Below are 23552 nucleotides of genomic sequence, written 5' to 3'. Positions count from 1 at the left end.
TTCGGCACCCGATGACCGGTCCGATGTGCACTGTCGGGTGAGGAAGAGGGCCCGCCCCGGCCGGGACGGGCCCTCGTGGAGCGCTCAACCCATGTGCGGGTAGGTGTGATCGGTCGGCGGGACGAAGGTCTCCTTGATCGTCCGCGGCGACATCCAGCGGACCAGGTTGTGCCAGGAGCCCGCCTTGTCGTTGGTGCCGCTGGCCCGGGCGCCGCCGAACGGCTGCTGCCCGACCACCGCGCCGGTCGGCTTGTCGTTGATGTAGAAGTTGCCGGCGGCGTACCGCATCTTCTCCGCCACCTGGTCGACCACCCGGCGGTCGGTCGCGAAGATCGACCCGGTCAGCGCGTACGGCGCGATCGACTCGGCCTGGGCGACCACCTCGTCGAAGCGGGCGTCGTCGAAGACGTGCACGCCGAGGATCGGCCCGAAGTACTCGGTGGTGAACGTCTCGTGCGCGGCGTCGGAGCACTCGAACAGCGTCGGCCGGACGAAGTAGCCGACCGAGTCGTCGGCGGTGCCGCCGGCCAGGATCCGGCAGGAGTCGTCGCCCTTGATCAGCTCCAGCGCGGCGGTGTGCCGGCCGAACGCCTTGTCGTCGATCACCGCGCCGCCGAAGTTGCCGAAGTCGGTCACGTCGCCGTAGGTCAGCGAGTCCGCGGTGGCGGCGAGCCGGTCGCGCAGCCCACCCTCCCAGATCGACCGCGGGACGTACGCCCGGGAGGCGGCCGAGCACTTCTGGCCCTGGTACTCGTAGGCGCCCCGGATCAGCGCGGTGTGCAGCGCGTCCACGTCGGCGCTGGAGTGGGCGACCACGAAGTCCTTGCCGCCGGTCTCGCCGACCAGGCGGGGGTAACCCCGGTAGCGGGCGATGTTGTCGCCGACGGTCTTCCACAGGTGCTGGAACACCTTGGTCGAGCCGGTGAAGTGGATGCCGGCCAGGTCCGGGTCGGCCAGCACCACCTCGGAGACCTCCTCGCCGCGGCCGGTGACCATGTTGATCACACCGGGCGGCAGGCCGGCGGCCTCGAACAGGCGCATGGTGAAGTGCGCCGCGAACTGCTGCGTCGGGGACGGCTTCCAGACCACCGTGTTGCCGAGCAGGGCCGGCGCCGACGGGAGGTTGCCGGCGATCGCGGTGAAGTTGAACGGGGTGATCGCGTAGACGAACCCCTCCAGCGGCCGGTGGTCGAGGCGGTTCCAGACCCCGGGCGAGGACAGCGGCTGCTCGGCCAGGAGCCGCCGGGCGAAGTGCACGTTGAACCGGAGGAAGTCGATCAGCTCGCACGCCGAGTCGATCTCGGCCTGGACGGCGGTCTTGGACTGGCCGAGCATGGTGGCCGCGTTGAGCGTGTCCCGCCAGGGGCCGGCGAGCAGGTCGGCGGCGCGCAGGAAGATCGCGGCCCGCTCCTCGAACGGCAGCGCCCGCCACATCGGGGCGGCATCAGTGGCGGCCCGGACCGCGGCGCGGGCGTCGTCGTGGGTGGCGTGCCCCGTCACGCCGAGGACGTGCGCGTGCTTGTGCGGCTGCACCGCGTCGATCGACGCGCCGCCGGCCATCCGGCGCTCACCGGCGATCGTCATCGGCAGCTCGATCCGCTCGGCGGCCAGTTCGGCCAGCCGCCGCTGGAGCCGTTCCCGGTCGGCGCTGCCGGGCTGGTAGGTGCGTACCGGCTCGTTGAGCGGCTCGGGTACGGAGAACACGGCGTCCATCACAGGCTCCTGGCGATCTCGGCGGCGACGGCGAAACCGGACCCGCGGGCGCCGGCCGGGCGGCCGGACGCCGGACGCCGCGGGGTGCAGCGGCGGCGGGACCTGGCCCGATTCTGTCACGACAACCCCGCTCCGGAAGCGCCTCCCTGGCACACCGGACGGCCAGGCCAACTCCGGACCATCGGCCCAACCGACCCGATTCCGACGAAACATCGGACCACGACTCCGTTTCTCGTCGATTCGTCGGAGCGCCGGTGGACCGGCGCGCCGGGTGTCGGCCATTGATCCACTTCATCCCGGGGAGGTGGCGGTGTCCGAACTCTCGGGATGCCACCACATCGGCGAACCGCAGTCGATCAAGGCGCAGACGGCACACGGCCCGCCCGAGGAGCGGCAGCGCGCCGCGTACGCTGGATGAGCGGTGACCTGCCCGGCCCGGCGCGGGGAGATCCGGCGACCGTCGAAGGGAAGACGATGAGCAACCAGCCCGGCAGCTCCACGGCCGCGGAGACGGACCAGCCCGAGGCCGTCGAGCCGACCACGGGCGAGCCCACGGCTGCCGAGGCGCCGGCCGGATCCGACCACGGGCCGTCCGGCGAGGCGGGCACGGACGACGCGGCAGCCGGGCACGAGGCAGTCGCCGACGAGGTCGTGGCCACCGGCGGGCGGCCGGAGTTCGCGCCGGGCGCGCTCGCGCTCGGCCTGCTCTCGATCGGCTGGCTGGCCGCCATGCTCTGGTCCACCCACGAGGCGATCCATTCGACGGCGGCCGGCGTCACCGCGATCAGCCTCTCCGCCTACGCGCTGCCCGGCGTCATCACCGCGGCGCTGGTCACCGGCGCCACTGTCGCCCTGCTCGCGACCAACCGGCTGGGCCGCGCCACGCTGCGCTTCCTGGCCGCCGTCGGCACCGGCCTGCTGGTCGGGCTCGTCACCGCGGTGGCGATCAACCTGACGTACGCGGACAACGCCACCACGAACACGATCGCCGGCACCGCGGCGGCGGCCGCGATCATCGGCGGGGCGATGGCCGGCGCGCGCCAGGCCCGGGTTGTCGGGGCGATCACGCTCGCGACGCTCACCGCGCAGATCTTCGTGGTGCTGTTCAGCCGCGCCCGGGATCCGCTGTCCGAGCTGTTCGGCGCCGGGGAGACCCAGCAGTCGGTGCTCGACGCCGCCAAGTGGGTATCGCGTACCGAGTCGCTGCTCGCCGGCCTGCTCGCCGGCCTGGCCGCGTACCTCTATCTGACCTGGTCACGGCGTCGGGCGGAGCGCCGCGACGGCGCGGCGTCGCCGCTGCGCTGGCCGGCGTACCTGGTGGCCGGGGCGGGCGCGGGCCTGCTCCTGCTGCTCACCGAAGTGATCATCCGGATCGGCGGACGCGGTCTGCTCGACCTGGCCGCCGCGCTCAGCGAGGCCGACGAGGTGGCGCAGACCGCGCTGGGCACCTCACGGGTGGACAACGGGATCTGGGTGCTCTTCGTGGGCGCGCTGACCACGCTCATCGTCTTCGGGCGCACGCTGGGCCCGCGCCCGGTGGACGACGACGAGGACGAGCCGGCGGCCTGAGCCGCCGTCAGCCGGCTTCGCGCAGCAGTAGGTCCAGCTCGGTCACGTCGTACCACTCCAGTTCGTGGTCCTCGGCGCCGTCGACTGTGAACTGGGCGTCCGGGTCGCCCGCCTGGGCCTCCGCCACCACGTCGACGGCGGCTGCCACGTCCTCGACCGCGTCCGCGCCGTCCACGTGCAGCGCGGCGACCGACTTCACCGGCACCGGCCCGGCCGGCCGGACCACGCTCGATCCCAGCTCGCCGCCGACCCGGCCGACCGCACGGGCCGGCAGGTCGGCCGAGACCACCACCCGTCGCCGGGGCGCGGCGGGGTCGTGCCGGAGCAGGAGCAGCGCGTCCTGGGCGGCCCGGGTGAAGGCCACGTACTCCAGTTCCTCCTCGTCGCCCTCGGCGTACCACTCGCGCAGCTCGGGGGTCACGGCGTGCGCCGCCTCGGCTCCCAGCCCCTCCTCGCGCAGCCGGGCGAGCATGGGAACGGTCGCCGGCAGGTACACCCGGACAAGCTCGTCGGTCACGGGTCACTCCCACACTCAGGCCGATCGTCGGCGGTCGCCGACTCCGGGCGCCGATCATGCCGTACGCCGAGACCGTCATACACCCGGCACCCGCCCGGGTGAAGCCTCCCGCCGGTGTGTCTCCCTAACGGGCGCGCGGCGATGTCAGCAGTTGATGGCAAACTGAAGCAAACGAAGCCAACGCCGGGAGTCACACCGTGGAGTCGAGGTTCCTGCTGCTGTCCGACGTCGCCGCCGAGCTGAACGTCTCGGACTCGCAGGTCTACCACATGGTCCGCAGCGGCGAGCTGCCCGCGATCAAGATCGGTGGCCGGGGTCAGTGGCGGGTCGAACGCGCCCGGCTGGAGGAATACATCGAACGCAAGTACGCCGAGACCGCCGAGTGGGTACGCGGCAACCCGCTCGGCGAGCGCGACGAGGAGTGACCGCCCGGGGACCGTGAGCCATTGACGACGGTCGTGGACATCCGGAAAGATGAGGGGCTGTCGGAGGCAAACGAAGGCAAACGCAAGGATTAGAGATGGTCGACACCCGCCGTCCCCGCGCACCCCGCCCGCCGGTCCGTCTCCGGCCCGCCCCGCCGCTCGACCCGCCGTGCACCGACGAGGAGCCACTCTGGAGTCCCGTCGGGCAGCTCACGCTCGACCTGGCCGACCCGCGCCGCCGTACCGCCGCGCGCCCCGCCGACCGGGCCCCGGACCCGGTGCCCGCCTGGCCACGCTGGTCCGGCCCGCAGGCGTCGGCCCTCGCCTCCGCCACACCCGAGGGAGCGCGGGCGGCGCACCGGTTCGTGCGCACCTTCCTGGAGATCGTCAACGGCTTCCGCCCGCCCGGTCAGCTCCGGCCGCTCTGCCTGCCCGAGTCGGCCGGCCCGGTGGCGGCCGAGCTGACCCGCGCGGCCCGCCGGGTGACGCCGGTCCGCCGCCGAACCGCCCGGCCGGCGCTCCTGCTGCGGCGCCTGCGGGTGTGCGAGCCGCGCCCGGGGGCGGTCGAGGCCACCGCCGTGTTCGCCGGCGCCGCAGGCGCGAGCTGGGCGGTGGCGGTACGCCTGGAACGCCGCCGGGGCACCTGGCTGTGTCTCGTCCTCGACGTCCTCTGAACCCGGCCATCGCCCCCCACTCCCGGCGAGATCCTGGTCCGAAACGGCCCGCGTAGAGGCCCATGCCTACCAAGATCTTCACCGCTCCCACCAGCGGAACGCCGATCTCGCTCGACGGGAGGCTCACGCCGGAACAACCAGCCGGACGGGGACGGGCCCCGGCCGTGTGGCCGGGGCCCGTCGGGGCGCTCGCTCGGGGTCAGTTGCCGCCGTTGGGCGAGCCGTGGCAGCGCTTGTACTTGCGGCCCGAGCCACACGGGCAGGGCGCGTTACGGGACGGCCCCTCACCCCCGTCGACCTGGCCCGGCGCGGCCCGCCGGGCGGTGCTGGCGGCGACCGCCTGGCCGCTCGCGCCGGCCGGCGCACGGCGCGGCGTGGAGGCGGCCGGGCGCTCCGAGGACTGCTGCCCGATGCCGAGCGCTGGCGCCTGCTGCTCGGGCCGCTCGATCACCGGAGCGCCCCGACCGGCCTCGCCGTCCACGGCGGGCGCGGAGTATTGCAGACCCTGCTGCTGCGGCGCGCGGTTGAGACCCTTGGCCCGGATCTCCACCGGCTTGTCCAGCAGCTGCACCTCCTCGGCCTCCGGCTCCGCCTCCTCGACCTGCACGTCCAGGTTGTAGAGGAAGCCGACCGTCTCCTCCTTGATGCCGTCCATCATGGAGGCGAACATGTCGAAGCCCTCGCGCTGGTACTCGATGACCGGGTCGCGCTGGGCGTACGCCCGCAGGCTGATGCCCTCCTGGAGGTAGTCCATCTCGTAGAGGTGCTCACGCCACTTACGGTCGATCACCTGGAGCAGGACCATGCGCTCGAGCTGGCGCACCGCCTCCTCGCCGAGGTTCTCCTCACGCCTGTCGTACGCGGCGTGCGCGTCCTCCTTCAGGCGGGCGAGCAGGAAGTCCTGGTCGATACCGGAGCGGGAGCCGACCTCCTCCTCCAGCTCCTCGACTGTGACGCCGACCGGGTAGAGCTGCTTCAGGCTCGACCAGAGCTGGTCGAGGTCCCAGTCCTCGGCGTAGCCGTCGCTCGTCGCGCCGACCACGTACGCGGTCACCACGTCGTCGATCATGTTGCGGACCTGGTCGGACAGGTCCTCGCCGTTGAGCACCCGGAGACGCTCGGCGTAGATCACCTGGCGCTGCTTGTTCAGCACCTCGTCGTACTTGAGGACGTTCTTGCGGATCTCGGCGTTCTGGCCCTCGATCTGGGCCTGGGCGCTCCTGATCTGGCGGGTGACCATCTTCGACTCGATGGGCACGTCCTCCGGGATGTTGAAGCGGTCCATCACCGCCTCGACCGCGCCGGCCCGGAAGCGCTTCATCAGCTCGTCCTGCAGCGACAGGTAGAAGCGGGACTCGCCCGGGTCACCCTGCCGGCCGGCGCGACCGCGCAGCTGGTTGTCGATCCGGCGGGACTCGTGCCGCTCGGTGCCCAGCACGTAGAGCCCTCCGGCGGCGGCCACCTCCTCCGCCTCGACGTCGCACGCCTGCTTCCAGGTCGGCAGGATCTCCTCCAGCGCCTTGGCGTACTCCTCCGGCTGCTCGACCGGGTCGAGCCCGCGCTGGCGCAGCTCGTTCGCGGCGAGGAACTCGGGGTTGCCGCCGAGCAGGATGTCCGTGCCGCGGCCCGCCATGTTGGTCGCGACGGTGACCGCGCCCTTGCGCCCGGCCTGCGCGACGATCTCCGCCTCCTTGGCGTGGAACTTCGCGTTCAGCACCGAGTGCGGGATGCCCCGGCGGCGCAGCATGTGCGACAGGATCTCGGAGTTCTCCACCGAGACGGTGCCGACCAGCACCGGCTGGCCCTGCTCGTGCCGCTCGGCGATGTCCTCGACGACGGCGTTGAACTTGGCCTTCTCGGTCTTGTAGATGACGTCGGGCCGGTCGAGCCGGACCATCGGCCGGTGCGTCGGGATGGTCACGACGCCGACCTTGTAGACCTTGTTGAACTCGCCCGCCTCGGTCTGGGCGGTACCGGTCATGCCGGAGAGCTTCTCGTAGAGGCGGAAGTAGTTCTGGAGGGTGATGGTGGCCAGGGTCTGGTTCTCCTGCTTGATCTCCACCCCCTCCTTGGCCTCGATCGCCTGGTGCATGCCCTCGTTGTAGCGGCGGCCGTGCAGGATGCGGCCGGTGAACTCGTCGACGATCAGGACCTCACCGTCGTTGACGATGTAGTCCTTGTCGCGCTTGTACAGCTCCTTGGCCTTGATCGCGTTGTTCAGGTAGCCGACCAGCGGGGTGTTCACCGACTCGTAGAGGTTGTCGATGCCCAGGCGGTCCTCCACCTTGGCCACACCGCGTTCGGTGATCGCGATGGTGCGCTTGGCGTAGTCGACCTCGTAGTCGCCCTCGCCGTCGGTGCCGGGCTGGAGCCGGGCCACCACTGTGGCGAACTCCTGGTACCACCGGGCGGAGTGCTCGGCCGGACCGGAGATGATCAGCGGGGTACGCGCCTCGTCGATCAGGATCGAGTCGACCTCGTCGACCACGGCGAAGAAGTGGCCGCGCTGGACCAGCTCGTCCTTCGACCAGGCCATGTTGTCGCGCAGGTAGTCGAAGCCGAACTCGTTGTTGGTGCCGTACGTGACGTCGCACTCGTAGGCCGCGCGGTGCTCGGTGGCGGGCCGGTTCGGCAGCACCACGCCGACGCGCAGGCCGAGGAACTCGTGGACGCGGCCCATCCAGGCGGCGTCGCGCTCGGCCAGGTAGTCGTTCACCGTGATCACGTGCACGCCCTTACCGGCGAGCGCGTTCAGGTAGACCGGCATGACCGAGGTGAGCGTCTTGCCCTCACCGGTCTTCATCTCGGCGATGTTGCCGAAGTGCAGCGCCGCGCCACCCATCACCTGGACGTCGTAGGGGCGCTGGCCGAGCACCCGCGAGGCGGCCTCGCGGCACACCGCGAACGCCTCGGGCAGCAGGTCGTCGAGGGTCTCGCCATCCGCGAGCCGCTCCTTGAACTGGACGGTCATGCCGCTCAGCTCGTCGTCGCTGAGGTCGACGTAGTCGTCCTCGATCGAGTTGACGGCGGCAGCGATGGCCTTCAGCCGACGCACCATGCGGCCCTCGCCGGCGCGAAGGAACTTTTCCAGAATCGACACGGATCAACGCTCCCCTAGACGGTCTCGAACCATCGTAGGCGCTCCGGGGCGACGATGGTCACTGGTGGCGGCGGTCCGGGCTCCGGAACCCGACATAACGCCGCGACCGTGCGTCACCGGCCGCCAGCCGGGTTACGCCGTGCGCGAACGATCCGGCACGATGGCTCGAATGGAGCCTGTCGAGATCATCGAGGACGGCCTGCTGCTGCGCCCGTGGCGCGCGGAGGACGCCGACGCGGTGCACCGCGCCTGCCAGGATCCGGACATCCAGCGCTGGACCACCGTACCTCGCCCGTACCTGCCGGAGCACGCGACCGGGTTCGTCACCACGATCAGCGCCACCGGCTGGGCCGGTGGCACCGCAGCGCACTTCGCGGTCTGCGACGCCGGCACCGGTGAGCTGCTCGCCTCGGTCGGCCTGGTCTCGGTCGACCGCGCGCGGGACTCGGCCGAGGTGGGCTACTGGACCGCGCCGTGGGCCCGGGGCCGGGGCGTCGCGGTCCGCGCCACCCGCGCCCTCGCCCGCTGGGCGTTCGACACGCTCGAACTGCTCCGGCTCACCTGGCAGGCCGAGATCGGCAACCACGCCTCCCGGCTGGTCGCGCTGCGGGCCGGCTTCCGGATCGACGGTGAGCTGCGGCTGGCCCACCCCAGCCCCGGCGGCCGGCCCGAGGGCTGGATCGGCTCGCTGCTCCCCGGCGAGGTCGCCGCCGCCGGCGACCCGGTCCCCTACGGCCCGGGCACGCTCCAGGCCCGCCGGGCGGCGGTCTTCGGCCGGCCGCAGCCGGTCCTGTTCGCCACCGCCGGGGACACCGAACTGCGGCTGCGCGCGCTGGAGGAACGCGACCTGGCCGCGGTGACCCGCACCTGCCAGGACGAGCAGACGATCCGCTGGACCACGGTGCCGCACCCGTACCGGCCGGAGCACGCCGAGGGCTTCCTGCGCGACCTGGTGCGCCCGGCCTGGGCGCGGGGCACCGCCGCGACGTTCGCCGTGGCCGACCCGGACGACCGCTACGTAGCCTCGGTCGACCTGCGTCTGCTGCCCGGCGACCCGCTGGTGGCCGACGTGGGCTACCTGACCGCGCCGCACGCCCGCGGCCGGGGTTACCTGCCGGCCGCGCTCGCCGCGGTCTGTGCCTGGGGCTTCACCACGCTCGGCCTGGCCCGGATCGAGTGGCGGGCGAACGTGGGCAACACCGCCTCGCGGCGGGCCGCCGAGAAGGCCGGCTTCACCGTCGAGGGCACGCTGCGCGGCGGCGTCCAGCACCGCGGCCAGCGGCAGGACGTGTGGATCGGCGGCCTGCTGCCGGGTGCCCTGGCGTGACCCCGGAGACGATCGAGGGGTACGGCGTACGGCTGCGGCCGTGCCACCTCGCGGACGTGCCCGAGATGGTGGCCGGGTGTGCCGACCCGGAGACCCGCCGGTTCATGCCCCTGCTGCCCGACCTGTACGACTCCGACGCCGCCCGGTGGTGGATCACCGAGGGCGCGCCCGCGGCGTGGGCAGCGGGCGGAGCCGCGTACACGATCGCCGACCCGGCGACCGACCTGCTGCTCGGCAGCATCGGGCTGACCCGGCTCAGCGCGGAGCGGGCCACGTACGAGATCGGTTACTGGGTCGGACCGGCGGCGCGCGGCCGGGGCGTGGCGAGCGCCGCCACCCGGCTGCTGACCGAGCGGGCGATCGCCGCCGGAGCGGCCCGGCTGGAGTTGCTCACCCGGACGGAGAACGTGGCGAGCCAGCGCATCGCGCTCGCCTGCGGTTACCGGCACGAGGGCGTACGCCGGGCGGCGGGCGCGGACGGCGACGGCGTACGCCAGGATCTGATCGCCTGGGTGCGGCTGGCCGACGACCCGCCCGGGCCGATCGCCCGCCTGCTGCCGGACCTGCCGGACGGCCGGCTGACCGACGGCGTGGTGATGCTGCGCCCGGTGGAGCCGGCGGACACGGACGTGCTGTACCGGCTGCACTCGCTGCCGGAGGTGGTGGCGAACCGGGTGCCGGCGGTGGTGCCGCAGCGGACGGCGCTCGCGCGCCGCTGCCGGCTGGCGGCGAGCCGCTGGCTCGCCGGCGAGGCCGCCGACCTGGCGATCCTCGACGCGGCCACCGGCGCTGTCGTGGGCGGCTGCGCGCTGTTCTACGACGAGCCGGCCACCGGGCAGGCGATGATCGGCTACAGCCTGCTGCCCGAGGCGCGCGGGCGCGGGCTGGCGGCCCGGACGGTCCGGCTGGTCACCGGGTGGGCGTTCGGAATCGGGGTGGCGCGGGTATGGGCCGGCACCCGGCCGGACAACGTCGCCTCGCAGCGGGTGCTGGAACGCGCCGGCTTCCGGCGGGAGGGGCTGTTGCGGGGCCGGCTGCCCGGCCCGGACGGCGCCCGTGTCGACTCCGTGGTCTACGGCCGGCTGGCCACCGACGAGAGCTGAGGACGGGCCCCACGCGAGGGCCCGTCCTCACCGGTCAAGGGGTCACGCGTCGAGCTGGATGATCCCGTAGTCGTACGCGTGCCGCCGGTAGACCACGCTCGGGCGGCCGGACTCCTTGTCCTGGAACAGGTAGAAGTCGTGACCGACCAGTTCCATCTGGAACAGCGCGTCGTCGACGGTCATCGGTTCGGCGGGGTGGACCTTCGCGCGGGCGATGTGCCACGGCTGGTCGTCGGGTTCGCCGTAGCCGCTCTCGTCGGGGCGTTCGGCGACCGCTGTGGCGGTGCCGTGGCCGTCGAGCGCCGCCAGTCCGGGCCCGTCGAGGTCGGCCACCGGCAGGCCGGCGGTCGCGGCGGCCACGGAGATCGGCGCGTGCCGTCCACGGTGTACCCGGCGACGGTCCGCCGCGCGGCGGAACCGCGTGTCCAGCTTGGCGATGGCGGCGTCGAGCGCGCTGTAGAAGTCGTTCGTGCAGGCCTCGGCCCGGATGACCGGGCCGCGCGTCACGCACGTGATCTCCACCCGCTGGCAGGTGTCCGCCTGGCGTGGATTGCGCTCGTGGAACAACTCGACGTCCACGCGAATGAGCTTCTGGTCGTAGCGTTCGATCTTCGCGAGCTTCTCGGCTACGTGCACCCGGTAATGGTCCGGCACTTCGACGTTACGGCCCTTGACCACGATGTCCACGTGACCTCCCTTGTTCGGACGGTCGTTCGGTCCGGATCATCCGGCCGACGCACCCGGGAGGGCCCCGCTCGGCGTCGACCGGTGTTGTTCGGCTACGCCTCCTTCCAGTGCCGGGGGAAGGTTTGAAACCTCACTACCCCCGACACCGAAACGCTAACTCCTGTACGGCCACCCGTCACCCCCGGTTGCCGAAGGCGGTCGCGAAATTTAACAGCTCATACACCAAGGGGTGAAACGGATACACGAAGCGTCACCGACGGTGCCGCTTTTGCGTTGCGGCGAGCACCGCCGCGGCCTTTGGCGTCATTCCCGCGCGGTGCAACATCCGGCTCACCGCCGCCAGGGTCGCGCCGGTGGTGACGATGTCGTCGAGCAGCACGACCCGCTCCCCCGGCCGGTGGCCGGTCGGCGGGCGGCGCAACCGGAACGCCTCCCCGGCCGCCGCCGCCCGCCCGGCGCTGTCCAGCGCCACCGAGTCGGGCCGGGGCAGCGCCCGCAGCGGGCGCAGCACGCGTACCGGCCAGCCGGCCGCGCGCAACCGGGCCGCCGCCGGCCGGACCAGCCGGTCCAGGTGGTCGCCGTACCGGGCCCGGGCCGCGGCAGCGGTGTCGGGCACCGCCACGAGCGCCACCGGGCCGGGCGGCCCCGCCGCCACCGCGACCACCTCGGCGAGCAGCGCGCCCAACGGCCGGGCCAGCCCGTGCCGGCCCCGTTCCTTGTACGCCAGCAGCCCTTCGCGCAGCGCGCCGCCGTACGGACCGAGCGCGACACAGGGCGGCAGGCCGGGCGGAGCCGGATCGGGCCGGGCGGGTGCGGGACGCAGCGACTCCAGTTCCCGCACGCAGCCGGGGCAGAAGCCCTGCCGCAGCCGTACCGCCCCCGCGCCACAGCCCGCGCACCCGGCGGGCAGCACCAGGTCGGTCAGGTCCGACCAGAGCCCGCCCAGGTCCCGCACGGGCAGCTCAGTAGAGGAAGAACGGTGCGGTCGGATTGGTCGCCCGGCTGCCCTGCGGGACGTCGAGCACCTGCTCCCGCTTGACGTAGTCGAACGGGTTGTTCCGCCAGGCCGCGCCGTCCGTCTCGAACATGAACGAGAACGCGGCCAGGCCACGGTCACCGCCGCCCGGATACCCGGCGAGCTGGGTCACCGGGGCACCGATCTCCACCGCCAGCGCGGTCTCCCAGGCACCGTCGACGGTGAGCTGGTGGATCGCCGAACGCCGGTCCGCCTCGTTGCCGGCCAGCGCCAGCTCGTTCTCCGCCACCCAGTCCACCACAGTCACGCCGGTGAGCAGCGTGGTCAACCGGCGGGGCTGCCCGAGGCTGACCACGCCACCGTCGACGCTCACCGCGGCGACGAAGACCGCGCCGCCGGACGCCAGCGCGATCCGGTGGCCGTCGAGGGAACCGGCCACGGCGGTCACCGGCCCGGGAACGGACAGCGGGATCTCGCTCATCCGGCCCGCGCCGTCGAACCGGTAGAGCCGGCCGTCGGCGGCCACCACACCGGCCGGGCGGGCCTCGTCCAGTGACCGCAGCCAGGTGGGACGGCTCATCGCCCGGAACGTCCGGTCGCCGGGGCTGAGCATCGCGACCGGCTCCGGACCGATGCCCACCTTGAGCCGCCTGCGATTGTCCGACCCGGTCACCACGAGCGCGGCGAGCACCTGGTCGTCGGCGCGCGCGAGCGACGCGGAGACCACGTTGCGGTTCTCCGCCGGTGGCAGCGGCACGGCGGCCCGCGACTCGTTGCCGAACGCCAGGGGACGGACGGCGCCGTCGTAGACGGCGAACCGCACCGGATCCCCGCCGCGTGGATAGGCGGCGGTGGAGACGCGCTCGCGCCGCAGGTCGACGGTGAGCCGCTTCTGGTTCTGGATCTTCAGGTCGACCTGGCCCTCCAGGTCCGACAGGGACCACGCCAGCTGGGTGCCGAGCCGGGTCAGCCGCTGCTCGTTGGCGCCCGGCATGTTGAGGTTGATCTCCCAGTGGCCGTCCGCGCCGGTCGCGTTGTTGATCAGCTGGGTGCCGTCGGGCAGCCCGGTCACCCCGGGGGCCAGCCAGTCCGACGGGCGGTCGGCCAGCCACTTCATCACCTCGGTGATCCGGCGCTCGGTCGGCGCCGACGAGGGCAGATAACGCTGGTCCGGCACCAGCCGGGTCAGGTCGGTGTTCCAGAAGTAGACGGTGCGCGGCCGGAAATACTCGCGCACCGCCGAGTCGCTGGCCAGCAGCACGTTCGGCAGCTCGGTGATCAACAGGCCGGTGCCGGTCGGCTCGGCCCGGCGCAGCTCGAAGACGTACTGCGTCTCGCTCGCCACCGGCGGTCCGAGCGTGCCGTCGGCCCGCAGCACACCCACCTGCTGCACCTTGAGCGTCACCGTGCTGGTGCCCTGGTTGTTGGGCGGCGTGCTCTCCGGCTTCTCCCGCAACCGCACCACCGTCAGCTCGATCTCGCTGGTCTGCGGCTTGCCCGGAAGCAGGTCGCGGGCCTCCGCGGCGAGGAACTTCCGGGCCCGGTCGTACGCCTGGTCGCGTTCCCCGGCCGCGGCGGCCCGCAGGTAGTTCTCGATGAACGGCACCGGCTCGCTGCTGTCGTCCGGCTCGGGCGGCCGGGCCGGACTGCCGTTGAGCGCCCCGGACTCGGCGGCCGGCACCGAGCCGTCCACCTGCACGTCGGTCTCCGCCGGGATGCCGCATCCGGCGAGCACGCCCGGCAGCAGCACGCCGGTCAGCAGCACGGCCAGGACGCGGCGGTTCACGGCCGGGCCTCCGCGTGCTCGGCACTGCCGGCACTGTCGGCCGGGGCGGCGGTCAGCGCCGCGACGCCACCGGCGGGACCGATGGCGGGCAGCCCGCCGTTGCGGGGGCCGCCGAACGGCACCGTGGCGTCGGCCGGCACCAGCCGCAGCGGAGAGGTGGTGAGCCGGTCCCCGGCCCGGGCCGGCAGGGTGAGCCGGAACTGGGCGCCCTGGCCCGGCGCGCCCCACGCCTCCAACCAGCCGCCGTGCAGGCGGGCGTCCTCCAGGCTGATCGACAGGCCCAGCCCGGTGCCACCGGTCTGCCGCGCGCGCGACGGGTCGGCCCGCCAGAAGCGGTTGAACACCAGCTTCTCCTCCCCCGGCTTGAGGCCGACGCCGTGGTCCCGCACGGTGATCGCCACCGCGCTCTGGTCCTGGCCCAGGGTGATCCGTACCGGCTTGGCCTCGCCGTGCTCGACCGCGTTGCCGACCAGGTTGCGCAGCACCCGCTCGACGCGGCGCGGGTCGACCTCGGCGATCACCGGAGTGGCCGGCACGTCCAGCTCGATGGTCACCCCCACCCGCTCCGCCAGCCCGGCCAGCCGCTCGGTCACCCGGTGCACCACCGGCACCAGGTCGGTCGGCTCGCTGTCCAGCACCGCGAAGCCGGCGTCGAACCGGCTGATCTCCAGCAGGTCGGTGAGCAGCTCCTCGAACCGGTCCAGCTCGGCCTGGAGCAGCTCGGCACTCCTGGCCACCGCGGGATCGAACTCGTCGCGCTCGGCGAAAATGAGGTCCGCGGCCATCCGTACCGTGGTCAGCGGTGTCCGCAGCTCGTGCGAGACGTCGGAGGTGAACCGGCGTTGCAGCCGGGACATCTCCTCCAGCCGGAGGATCTGCCGTTGCAGGTTCGTCGCCATCTGGTTGAACGAGGCGGCCAGCAGGGCCAGGTCGTCCTCGCCGGAGACCACCATGCGCTGGTCGAGCAGGCCGGCGGAGAGCCGCTGCGCGGTGCGCGCGGCCACCCGTACCGGCGTCACCACCAGGCGGGTGACCAGTGCGGCCAGCAGGCCGAGCAGCAGCACCAGCGCGACGCCGGTGGCGACCACCGTGGCCCGGGCGTCGGCCGCCGTCGCGTCCTGCCGGGCCAGGGGTACGAGGTAGTAGAGCTCGACCTGCCCGAACTTGGTGGGCACCGGGGAACCGTAGACCAGGTATTTCGTCCGTTCGCCGCCGAGCGAGCCGGTGCGGATCTGGTGCGCGACCTTGCCGGAGGCGACGGCGGCCCGCAGCTCGTCGCCGATCACCGCGCCCACCGGCACGTCGGGCGTGGTACGCGGCTCGATGAACTCGGCGAAGTTGTCGGCGGTGATCGCCACCACCACGCCGCTGGTCTGGGTGGGGTCTCCGCCGGCCAGGTAGTTCACAGTGCCGTCGATGGTGTTCTGGAGCTGCGCCTCCTGCGGCTGGCTGTAGAGGTTGAACTGCTTGGCCGCGTACTCGCTGCCGTTGCTCAGGCGCAGCCGCACGTCGGTCTCGGCGTTCTCCAGCAGGATGCTCGTGATCTTGTCAGCGATCAGGTATGCGAAACCGCCCACCAGCAGGCTCGACGCCACCAGCGTGATGGTGACCACACGGACCTGGAGTGACCGCCGCCACGCCTGGTGCACCGCGGCCACCAGCCGGGCGATCCGGCCGGTCAGGGCGAGCCAGAGCGCCCGCACGGCGTGGAGCCGGCGGGGCGCGGCGGTCGGCGGGTCGGGCAGCGGGGTGGTCACCACAGTGCTGACCAGGCTATCCGGTCCCCGCCTTGTAGCCCACGCCCCGCACGGTGAGGATGATTTCGGGTCGCTCCGGATCCGGCTCGATCTTGGCGCGCAGCCGCTGCACGTGCACGTTGACCAGGCGGGTGTCCGCCGCGTGGCGGTAGCCCCAGACCTGCTCCAGCAGCACCTCGCGGGTGAAGACCTGACGCGGCTTGCGGGCGAGCGCGACCAGCAGGTCGAACTCCAGCGGCGTCAGCTTCACCTCCTCGCCGTCGCGGCTGACCGTGTGGGCCGGCACGTCGATGGTGATCTGGTTGCCGGGCGGGCCGATGGTCAGCATCTCCGGCGCCACGTCCTCACCCCGGCGCAGCCGGGCCCGCATCCGGGCCACCAGCTCCTTGGGCTTGAACGGCTTGACCACGTAGTCGTCGGCGCCGGACTCCAGCCCGAGCACCACGTCGACGGTGTCGCTCTTGGCGGTCAGCATCACGATCGGCACGCCTGACTCGCCCCGGATGGCGCGGGCCACGTCGATGCCGCTCATGCCCGGCAGCATCAGGTCGAGCAGGACGATGTCGGGTCGGTTGTCGCGGAACGCGGCCAGCGCCCGTTCGCCGTCCGCGACGAAGGACGGCACGAAGCCCTCGCTGCGCAGCACGATGCCGAGCATCTCGGCGAGGGCGGGGTCGTCGTCGACCACGAGTACCCGGGCTCTCATGGGGTTTATCGTTCCATCCCCGTTCGTCTGGAGTGTTCGGCGTCTCCACGGCACCGTAGCGCCGAGCGGCCCCGTGCACCACAGCAGTCGGCGTGGCCGCCCAGCGTGGCGCGCCGGGACGGGTCCACCGGATGCGGACCCGCCGTGCAACCATGATCCCCCGGGCGCCGCCCCGCCCGCCACCTCCGCTCGCCCCGCCCAGGAGTACGCGTGCCCGACGCCGGCCCGACCGCGGTGCTGCCGCGCCGTCCGCTGACCGTCGGCGAGCTGCTCGACGCGGCCGTGCTGCTGCTGCGCGACCAGGCTCGGGTGCTCGTCCCGCTCGCCCTGCTGCTGGCCCTCGCCGAGCAGGCGGTGCTCCACCCGCTGCGCACGCTCGCCGGGGCCGGGCCGCTGGCCTGGTGGCCGGCGGAGTTCGGCGACACCCTGCCCGAGTACTGGCTGCTGCTGGCCGCCGGCGCGGGCACCGAGGCCGCGATCATCGCGCTGCTCGGCGCCCCGGCCGCGCGCGGTGCCGGAGCGGCGCTGCTGGGGCGCCGCCCCGCACCGTCGGAGCTGCTGCGCGGCGCCCGGCTCGGCGTGGCACTGCCGGCTGCCGTGCTGGTCGGGCTGACCGTCACCGCCGCCGGGCTGACCGGGCCGGGCTGGTTCCCGGCGTACGCGCTGCTCGGCCTGGTGGTCCCGGTGCTCGTGCTGGACGGGGTGCCCGCGCACCTGGCGCCCGGGCGGGCGGTACGCCTGGCCGGCCGGCTCAGCGCGCGGGCCGCCGCGATCCGCCTGCTGGGCTACCTGGGCTGGTGGCTGATCCGGCTCGGCATCGGGCTGGGTGCCTACCACGGCCTCACCATGCTGGGCCTGTTCGACGTCTCCGCCTGGGCGCTGCCGGTGACGACCGTCGCGTTCACCGCGGTGAACGCGCTGGCGTACCCGGCGCTCGCCTGCCTGGACGCGGTGCTGCACCTGGAGGCCCGGATCCGCACCGAAGGGCTGGACATCCGGCTCTCCCGCGCGCCGGCCGGTGTGCCCGAGCCGGCCCTGCTGGCGGCGCACCGGTGAGCCGGTGGTGGACCGAGACGGTCGCGGCCCTCGGTGACGTGGTGCCGCTGCCGCTGGCCGCGCTGATCCTGCTGGCGGTCGCGCTGCTGGTGGCACTGGGCTGGTATTTCTTCCCCGCCTGGATACCCCGCCGGTTGCCCCGGCTCGGTCTTCCCCGGTGGCGGCGCCCCCGGCTGCCCCGGTTCCGGCTGCCCCGGCTCCGGCGGCGTGCCCGTCGGCCGCGCACCGATCCGCCGCCCGTGCGCCTGCCCGCGCCCCGGCTACCGGAACCGGCGGCGGCCGGGCTCGGGCCGGCCGACCGGCTGGCGGCCGAGGGCCGGTACGCCGAGGCGGTCCGGGAACGGCTGCGCGACATGGTCCGGCTCCTGGTCGTCCGGCACGTCGTGGAGCCCCGCCCCGGGCTCACCGTCGTCGAGCTGACCGAGGCGGCGGCCCGCACCCGGCCGCAGGTCCGGCCGACGCTGCACGCGGCCGGGGCGATCTTCTCCGACCTCTGGTACGCGCAGCGCCCCGCGACCGCCGAGCACGACCGGCGGATGCGTGAACTCGCCACCGACCTGAGTCGCGAGCTGACCGGGGAGGAGCCGCGGTGACCGCCACCGTCGTACCGGAGACCGCGACGTCGGCCACGTCGGCGCCGCGCCGGCGACGGTACCGGCTGCTCGTCCCGCTCGGGCTTGCCGTGCTGCTGCTCGTGACCACGTTCGTGCTGCGCGCGGTCGACCGGCCCGACGCGGACGAGCCCGGGTTCCTGTCCCCGGTCGCCACCGACGACGACGGCGCGAGCCGGCTCGCCGACGCCCTGCGGACGCAGGGCGTCCCGCTGCGCCGGGAGACGGCGTTCGAGGCGGCGCTGCGTACCGCCCGGGCGGAGCCGAGCACGCTGTTCGTGCCCGCGCCCGCTCTGGTGCACCCGGACCTGCTCGACGACCTCACCACCCTGCCGCCGGGAAGCCGGTTGGTACTGGTCGAGCCGTCCCGGCGGGTGCTCGCCGAACTGGATGCCCCGGTCGAACCGGCCGGCGGACGCTGGGCCGCCCGCGCGGTGCCCCCTGACGCCGGCGGCACGCCGTGCCGGCTGCCCGAGGCGGTCCGGGCCGGCCCGGCCGCGATCGACCTCCAGCGGTACGCCGGACCGGCCGAGGTGGACAGCTGCTACGGCGGCGCGCTGCTGCGCGTCCCCGGCCGGGTCGAGGTGGTGCTGGCCGGCGCCAGCGACCCGTTCCGCAACGACCGGATCGGCGAGTGGGGCAACGAGGCGCTCGCGACCGGCCTGCTCGGCGGCGAGCGCCCGCTGGTCTGGCTCGACCTGCCCGAGCCGGCGCCGGCCCCGACCGGGCCGAGCTGGTCCCCGGAACCGGTCACCGGAGAACCCGCCCCGGCCGGGAGCGGCAGGGCGGATCGGCCCGACCCGCCCGAGGCCGCCGACCCGCCGCGGGAGAACCCGCTCTGGGGTGCCTTCCCGCAGTGGTTCTGGGCCCTTCTGGTGCAGCTCGCCCTGGCCGGCCTGCTCGTGGTGCTGTGGCGGGCGCGCCGGCTCGGGCCGCCGGTGTCGGAGCCGCTGCCGGTGACCGTCCGGTCGGCCGAGACGGTGCGCGGCCGGGCGCGGCTCTACCGCCGGGCGGGCGCCCGGGACACCGTGGCCGGGACGCTGCGCGCCGCCGCGCTGGACCGGCTGACGACCCGGCTCAACCTGCCCCCTGACACGCCCGACGACGAGGTGGCCGCCCGGGTCGCCGAGCGCGCCGGCACCGACCCGGACCGGGTGGCCGACCTGCTCTACGGCCCCGCCCCGGAGAAGGACCGCGAGCTGCTGGAGCTGGCCCGCGAACTGGACGCCCTGACCCGTACCCTGGCCCCGCATCCGAGCGAAGGAGACCTCCGGTGACCGGACCCGTCACGACCACCGCCCCGTCCGGCGCCCGCGCCGCCCTGCACCGGCTGCGCGCCGAGGTGGCAAAGGCCGTCGTCGGGCAGGACGCCGTGGTCACCGGCCTGGTGATCGCGTTGCTCTGCCGGGGGCACGTGCTGCTGGAGGGCGTACCGGGGGTGGCCAAGACGCTGCTGGTCCGGACGCTTGCCGCCGCGCTCGACCTGGACGCCAAGCGGGTGCAGTTCACCCCCGACCTGATGCCCGGCGACGTCACCGGCTCGCTGATCTTCGACCAGCGCACCGCCGCGTTCACCTTCCGGGAGGGGCCGGTCTTCACCAACCTGCTGCTCGCCGACGAGATCAACCGCACCCCGCCCAAGACGCAGTCGGCGCTGCTGGAGGTGATGGAGGAGCGGCAGGTCTCCGTCGACGGCGAGCGCCGCCCGCTGCCCGATCCGTTCATCGTCGTGGCCACCCAGAATCCGGTCGAGTACGAGGGCACCTACCCGCTGCCCGAGGCGCAGCTCGACCGCTTCCTGCTCAAGCTGACCGTGCCGCTGCCGGAGCGCGAGGCGGAGCTGGGCGTCCTGCGCGCGCACCACGCCGGCTTCGACCCGCGCGACCTGCGTGCCGCGGGCGTACGCCCGGTGGCCGACGCGTCGGACCTGGCGGCCGCCCGGGCCGAGGTGCGGATGGTGCACGTGGCCGAGCCGGTGCTCGGCTACATCGTGGACCTGTGCCGGGGCACCCGGTCCGCCCCGGCGCTGGAGCTGGGCGCGTCCCCCCGGGGCGCCACCGCGCTGCTGAACGCCGCCAAGGCGTGGTCCTGGCTGGCCGGTCGCGACCACGTCACCCCGGACGACGTCAAGGCGGTCGCCCGGCCCACGCTGCGGCACCGGCTGCGCCCGCGTCCGGAGGCGGAGCTGGAGGGCGTGACTGCCGACGCCGTGCTGGACTCGGTGCTGGCCACCGTGCCGACGCCGCGATGACCTGGCGGGCGGGTCTGCTGCTCGGCGCGGGCGCGCTGACCCTGCCGGCCTGGCCGGCGCCGTTCCTCGGCGTCGCCGTGCTGACCGCGGCGGTGCTGCTGCTGGTGCTGCTCGACCGGACGATGGCGGTCCCGCCGGACGCGCTCACGGTGACCCGGTCCGGGGAGCGGACGGTCCGCCTCGGCGGCACCGCCACCGTCACGCTGCACCTGGCCAACCCCACCGATCGCACGCTCCGCGCCCAGGTACGCGACGCCTGGGTGCCATCGGCTGGGGCGCACCCCGACGTGCCGCCGGACCGCCTGCTCACCGTGCCGCCCGGTGGCACCGCCACACTGCCGGTCCGGCTCACCCCGACCCGGCGCGGCGACCGGCCGGCGGTGGAGCTGACCGTACGCTCGCTGGGGCCGATGCGCCTGGGCGCCCGGCAACGCGCCGGAGCACCCGCCACGCCACGGTGGACGCTGCGTGTGCTGCCGCGCTTCGACTCCCGCCGACACCTACCGGAGAAGCTGGCCCGGCTGCGGGTCATCGACGGCGTCCAGGTGACCCGGGGGCGCGGTCACGGTACCGAGTTCGACACGCTGCGCGAGTACGCGGTGGGCGACGACGTCCGTTCGATCGACTGGCGGGGCAGCGCCCGCCGCGCCGACGTGCTGGTGCGCACCTGGCGCCCGGAGCGGGACCGGCGGCTGGTCTGTGTCCTGGACACCGGCCGCACGTCCGCGGTGCGCCTCGGCGACGAGCCCCGGCTGGACACCGCCATCGACGCGGCGCTGCTGCTCACCGCGCTCGCCGCCCGTGCCGGTGACCGGGTGGACCTGCTTGCGGCGGACACCGAGATCCGGGCCCGGGTGACCGGCAGTGGTCGTCCGGCGCTGCTCGCCCGGCTGGTCGACGCGGTGGCGCCGTTGCAGCCCGCGCTGGCCGAGACCGACTTCGAGCTGATCGCCGCCGAGGTGCTGCGCCGGGAGCGGCAGCGCAGCCTGGTGGTGCTGTTCACCGCTCTGGAGGCGGGCGCGATCGGCGACGGGCTGCTGCCGGTGCTGCCCCGGCTGGCGACCCGGCACCGGGTGGTGCTGGCCGCGGCCGGCGACCCGGTGCTGAACCGGCTCGCCACCGCCACCCCGGCCGGCCCGGACGACCCGTACGCGGCCGCGTCGGCGTGGCGGGCGCTGGCCGAGCGGGACCGGGTACGCGCCGCGCTGTCGCGCTACGGCGTGACAGTGGTGGACGTTCCGGGGCACCGGCTGGCCCCGGCCGTGGCCGACACCTATCTGCGGCTCAAGTCCCTCGGTCGGCTCTGACCGCTCGCCGGCCCAGCACCAGCGCGTACGCCAGGAACGCCAGCCACACCGCGGCGCCGGCGGCCACCCGCAGCGGGACCGGCACGGGCGCCGGGGTCACGAACGCCTCGATCAGCGCGGAGACCGCGAAGATGCCGACCAGACCGGCCGCGACCACGACGGCGAGCCGTCCCGCCTCGGCGAGCGCCCGGCCCCGCCCGAGGTGCGCGGGCGGGGCGATCCAGGCCCAGGCGGTCCGCAGTCCGACCCCGGCGGCGACGAAGATGCCGGTCAGCTCCAGCAGCCCGTGCGGCGTGATCAGGCCGAAGAAGACGTCCGCCCGGCCGTAGGAGATCATCACGCCGCCGACCACGCCGATGTTGAGCGCGTTCTGCCACAGCAGCCAGAGCACCGGCACCACGAGCACGCCGGCGGCCAGGCACTGGGCGGCCAGCCAGGCGTTGTGCGTCCACAGGTGGAAGGCGAACGTGGGCGCGGCGAACTCGGTGTAGTAGCCGGCGAAACCGGAGTCCACGAGTTGCCGCGCCGCCTCGGGGCCGACGAACGCGGCGGCGGTGTCCGGGTTGCCGGCGACGAACCAGATGAGGAAGGCGGTCAGGCCGCTGAACGTCGTGGCCACGCCGCACCACCAGGGCCAGGCCCGGTAGAGGGCGGCGGGCAGGTCGGCGGCCAGGAACCGGCCCACCGCCGCCCAGGACGGCCGGGGGCGGCCGGTGACCCGGGCGCGGGCCGCGAGGACCAGGTGGGACAGGCGGTTCACCAGCGCCGGCTCGGGTGCCCGGGCGCGCAGCGCGGAGAGATGCGTGGCGCTGCGCTGGTAGAGCGCCACCAGTTCGTCGACCTCGGCCGCGTCGAGGCGACGCCGGCCGGTCAGGTGTTCCAGCCGCCGCCATTCGGCGCCGTGCTCGGCCACGTACGCGTCGAGATCCACTCATCCTCCCCCGTTCGGCGTCCATGGTGTTCACTGTCGGGGTGCGCGCGCAACCTACCCCACCGCCCCGTTGGGCCGACGCCGGTCTGGTCAGCGGCGAGGCGGTGGAGCTGGACGTCCGGGTGGCCCGGCTGGGCTCCCGGGTGCTCGCCCTGCTGATCGACGCGGTGATCCAGCTCGTGCTGTTCCTGCTGCTCGGCGCGGTCCTGGCGATGGTGGCGCTCGCCCTGCTGGGCGACGTCCTCGACGCCGCGCTGGCCCGCGCGCTCCAGATCGTGCTGCTGGTGCTGGTCCTGCTCGGTTATCCGGTGGCGATGGAACGCTTCGCCGGTGGCCGGACGGTGGGCAAACTGGTCGTGGGGCTGCGGGTGGTGCGGGCCGACGGCGGGCCGGTGGGTGTCGGCCAGTCGCTGACCCGGGCGCTCGTGGGTGTCGCGGTGGAGTGGCCCGGGCTGGTGCTGCCGCTGCTGAGCTGGTTCGCGAGCGTCACGGTGATGCTCACCGATCCGCGTGGCCGGCGCCTGGGCGATCTGGTCGCCGGCACGCTCGTGGTGCACAGCCGCGGCGCCGCGCTGTGGCGGCCGCTGCCGCCGGCTCCGCTGCCGCTGCTGGCCTGGGCGGCCACGCTCGACCTGACCCGGTTCGACGACGGGCTGGCGCTGGCCGCCCGCCAGTACCTGGATCGGCTGCCCCAGCTCGCCGAGCCGGACCGTTCCCGGCTGGGCCGGGCGTTGTGGGTGGAGGTCGCGGCGGTCACCTCGCCGCCTCCACCGTGGTCCGCGCCGGACTGGGTCTACCTGTCCGCCGTGCTGGCCGAGCGGGGGCGCCGGGCCGCGCGCCGGCTGGGCCGCGCCCGGGCGGTCACCGCCGCGCTCTGGCCGGAGCTGGTCCCGCCCCCGGCCGCCGTGCCGCACGCCGCCGCGCCGGCCACCCTTCGTCCCGCCGCACCGGCCACCGGCCGGTTGCGGTCCGCCGTGCCGGACCCGGGCGCCGATCCGGTACGCCGCTGAGCCGGGCTCAGCCGAACAGCCCCCGCCCCCACCAGTGCGCGGCGGC

At 74.2% G+C, this 23552-nt stretch carries 20 protein-coding genes; 11 read left to right on the top strand and 9 right to left on the bottom strand.

Features of this window, described 5'->3' with window-relative positions; genetic code table 11:
* Positions 1–84: 84 nt before the first annotated feature.
* Positions 85–1713 (bottom strand): L-glutamate gamma-semialdehyde dehydrogenase, encoded by a 1629-nt coding sequence (gene pruA, locus C569_RS0120250; protein WP_018787597.1) that lies wholly within the window; start codon positions 1711–1713, stop codon positions 85–87.
* Positions 1714–2187: 474 nt separating this feature from the next.
* Between pruA and C569_RS0120245 the strand changes: the two genes are divergently transcribed.
* Positions 2188–3282, top strand: coding sequence for a hypothetical protein (locus tag C569_RS0120245; protein ID WP_026268419.1), 1095 nt, complete (start codon positions 2188–2190; stop codon positions 3280–3282).
* Positions 3283–3289: 7 nt separating this feature from the next.
* Here C569_RS0120245 and C569_RS0120240 read toward each other — a convergent pair whose 3' ends face one another.
* Complete coding sequence (locus tag C569_RS0120240; protein WP_018787595.1) at positions 3290–3799, bottom strand: hypothetical protein; 510 nt, start codon at positions 3797–3799, stop codon at positions 3290–3292.
* Positions 3800–3996: 197 nt separating this feature from the next.
* Between C569_RS0120240 and C569_RS0120235 the strand changes: the two genes are divergently transcribed.
* Together C569_RS0120235 and C569_RS0120230 are read left to right on the top strand one after the other, a co-directional pair.
* A complete protein-coding gene (locus C569_RS0120235; RefSeq protein ID WP_013474124.1) occupies positions 3997–4224 on the top strand; it encodes a helix-turn-helix domain-containing protein in 228 nt (75 codons plus the stop codon).
* A 95-nt stretch (positions 4225–4319) separates the two neighbouring features.
* Entirely contained in the window at positions 4320–4898 is a 579-nt protein-coding gene (locus tag C569_RS0120230) for an Rv3235 family protein (RefSeq protein WP_018787594.1), read from the top strand.
* A gap of 199 nt (positions 4899–5097) precedes the next feature.
* Here C569_RS0120230 and secA read toward each other — a convergent pair whose 3' ends face one another.
* Positions 5098–7998, bottom strand: a complete 2901-nt coding sequence (gene secA / locus C569_RS0120225; protein WP_026268418.1) for a preprotein translocase subunit SecA — start codon at positions 7996–7998, stop codon at positions 5098–5100.
* A gap of 169 nt (positions 7999–8167) precedes the next feature.
* On the opposite strand from secA, the gene C569_RS0120220 reads away from it, so the two are divergent.
* Positions 8168–9325, top strand: a complete 1158-nt coding sequence (locus tag C569_RS0120220) for a GNAT family N-acetyltransferase (RefSeq protein ID WP_018787592.1) — start codon at positions 8168–8170, stop codon at positions 9323–9325.
* Positions 9322–10428, top strand: a complete 1107-nt coding sequence (locus C569_RS0120215; RefSeq protein WP_018787591.1) for a GNAT family N-acetyltransferase — start codon at positions 9322–9324, stop codon at positions 10426–10428. The genes C569_RS0120220 and C569_RS0120215 overlap by 4 nt, the downstream gene beginning before the upstream one ends.
* 42 nt (positions 10429–10470) lie before the next feature.
* Here the strand turns inward: C569_RS0120215 and hpf are convergent, their stop codons facing one another.
* The 5 genes from hpf to mtrA all read right to left on the bottom strand — a co-directional run bounded on the left by hpf (position 10471) and on the right by mtrA (position 16340).
* Positions 10471–11115, bottom strand: coding sequence for a ribosome hibernation-promoting factor, HPF/YfiA family (gene hpf, locus C569_RS0120210; protein WP_018787590.1), 645 nt, complete (start codon positions 11113–11115; stop codon positions 10471–10473).
* 250 nt (positions 11116–11365) lie between these two features.
* Positions 11366–12070: a ComF family protein gene (locus C569_RS0120205; protein ID WP_018787589.1), complete on the bottom strand. Its 705-nt coding sequence runs from the start codon at positions 12068–12070 to the stop codon at positions 11366–11368.
* A 7-nt stretch (positions 12071–12077) separates the two neighbouring features.
* Positions 12078–13877: an LpqB family beta-propeller domain-containing protein gene (locus tag C569_RS0120200; protein ID WP_018787588.1), complete on the bottom strand. Its 1800-nt coding sequence runs from the start codon at positions 13875–13877 to the stop codon at positions 12078–12080.
* Positions 13874–15637 (bottom strand): MtrAB system histidine kinase MtrB, encoded by a 1764-nt coding sequence (gene mtrB, locus C569_RS0120195; RefSeq protein WP_167361547.1) that lies wholly within the window; start codon positions 15635–15637, stop codon positions 13874–13876. Before mtrB ends, C569_RS0120200 begins: the two co-directional genes overlap by 4 nt.
* A 13-nt stretch (positions 15638–15650) precedes the next feature.
* A complete protein-coding gene (mtrA, locus tag C569_RS0120190) occupies positions 15651–16340 on the bottom strand; it encodes an MtrAB system response regulator MtrA (RefSeq protein WP_013284210.1) in 690 nt (229 codons plus the stop codon).
* A 210-nt stretch (positions 16341–16550) separates the two neighbouring features.
* Here mtrA and C569_RS0120185 point away from each other — a divergent pair, with 210 nt between their 5' ends.
* From C569_RS0120185 to C569_RS0120165, 5 genes are read left to right on the top strand one after another with little or no spacing between them, the layout of a single operon-like run.
* The gene (locus C569_RS0120185) at positions 16551–17396 is read left to right on the top strand and encodes a hypothetical protein (RefSeq protein ID WP_018787585.1); all 846 of its coding nucleotides are present in this window, start codon (positions 16551–16553) and stop codon (positions 17394–17396) included.
* Positions 17393–17989, top strand: a complete 597-nt coding sequence (locus C569_RS0120180) for a DUF4129 domain-containing protein (RefSeq protein ID WP_018787584.1) — start codon at positions 17393–17395, stop codon at positions 17987–17989. Before C569_RS0120185 ends, C569_RS0120180 begins: the two co-directional genes overlap by 4 nt.
* On the top strand, positions 17986–19284 hold the full coding sequence (locus C569_RS0120175) for a DUF4350 domain-containing protein (RefSeq protein WP_018787583.1): 1299 nt from the start codon (positions 17986–17988) through the stop codon (positions 19282–19284). The genes C569_RS0120180 and C569_RS0120175 overlap by 4 nt, the downstream gene beginning before the upstream one ends.
* Positions 19281–20258: a MoxR family ATPase gene (locus C569_RS0120170; protein ID WP_018787582.1), complete on the top strand. Its 978-nt coding sequence runs from the start codon at positions 19281–19283 to the stop codon at positions 20256–20258. Before C569_RS0120175 ends, C569_RS0120170 begins: the two co-directional genes overlap by 4 nt.
* Positions 20255–21565, top strand: a complete 1311-nt coding sequence (locus tag C569_RS0120165) for a DUF58 domain-containing protein (RefSeq protein WP_018787581.1) — start codon at positions 20255–20257, stop codon at positions 21563–21565. The genes C569_RS0120170 and C569_RS0120165 overlap by 4 nt, the downstream gene beginning before the upstream one ends.
* Here C569_RS0120165 and C569_RS0120160 read toward each other — a convergent pair.
* Positions 21543–22496 carry a stage II sporulation protein M gene (locus C569_RS0120160; RefSeq protein WP_018787580.1) on the bottom strand — a complete coding sequence of 318 codons (954 nt, stop codon included), beginning with the start codon at positions 22494–22496 and terminating at the stop codon, positions 21543–21545. The genes C569_RS0120165 and C569_RS0120160 overlap by 23 nt on opposite strands.
* A 41-nt stretch (positions 22497–22537) precedes the next feature.
* On the opposite strand from C569_RS0120160, the gene C569_RS0120155 reads away from it, so the two are divergent.
* A complete protein-coding gene (locus tag C569_RS0120155) occupies positions 22538–23506 on the top strand; it encodes an RDD family protein (protein ID WP_231394845.1) in 969 nt (322 codons plus the stop codon).
* The last annotated feature ends 46 nt before the right edge of the window (positions 23507–23552 follow it).

It is taken from the genome of Micromonospora sp. CNB394 (assembly GCF_000374985.1).
Classification (GTDB): domain Bacteria; phylum Actinomycetota; class Actinomycetes; order Mycobacteriales; family Micromonosporaceae; genus Micromonospora; species Micromonospora marina.
The sequence above is the reverse complement of the archived record's forward strand: the minus strand, read 5'-3'. Positions and strand labels throughout refer to the sequence as shown.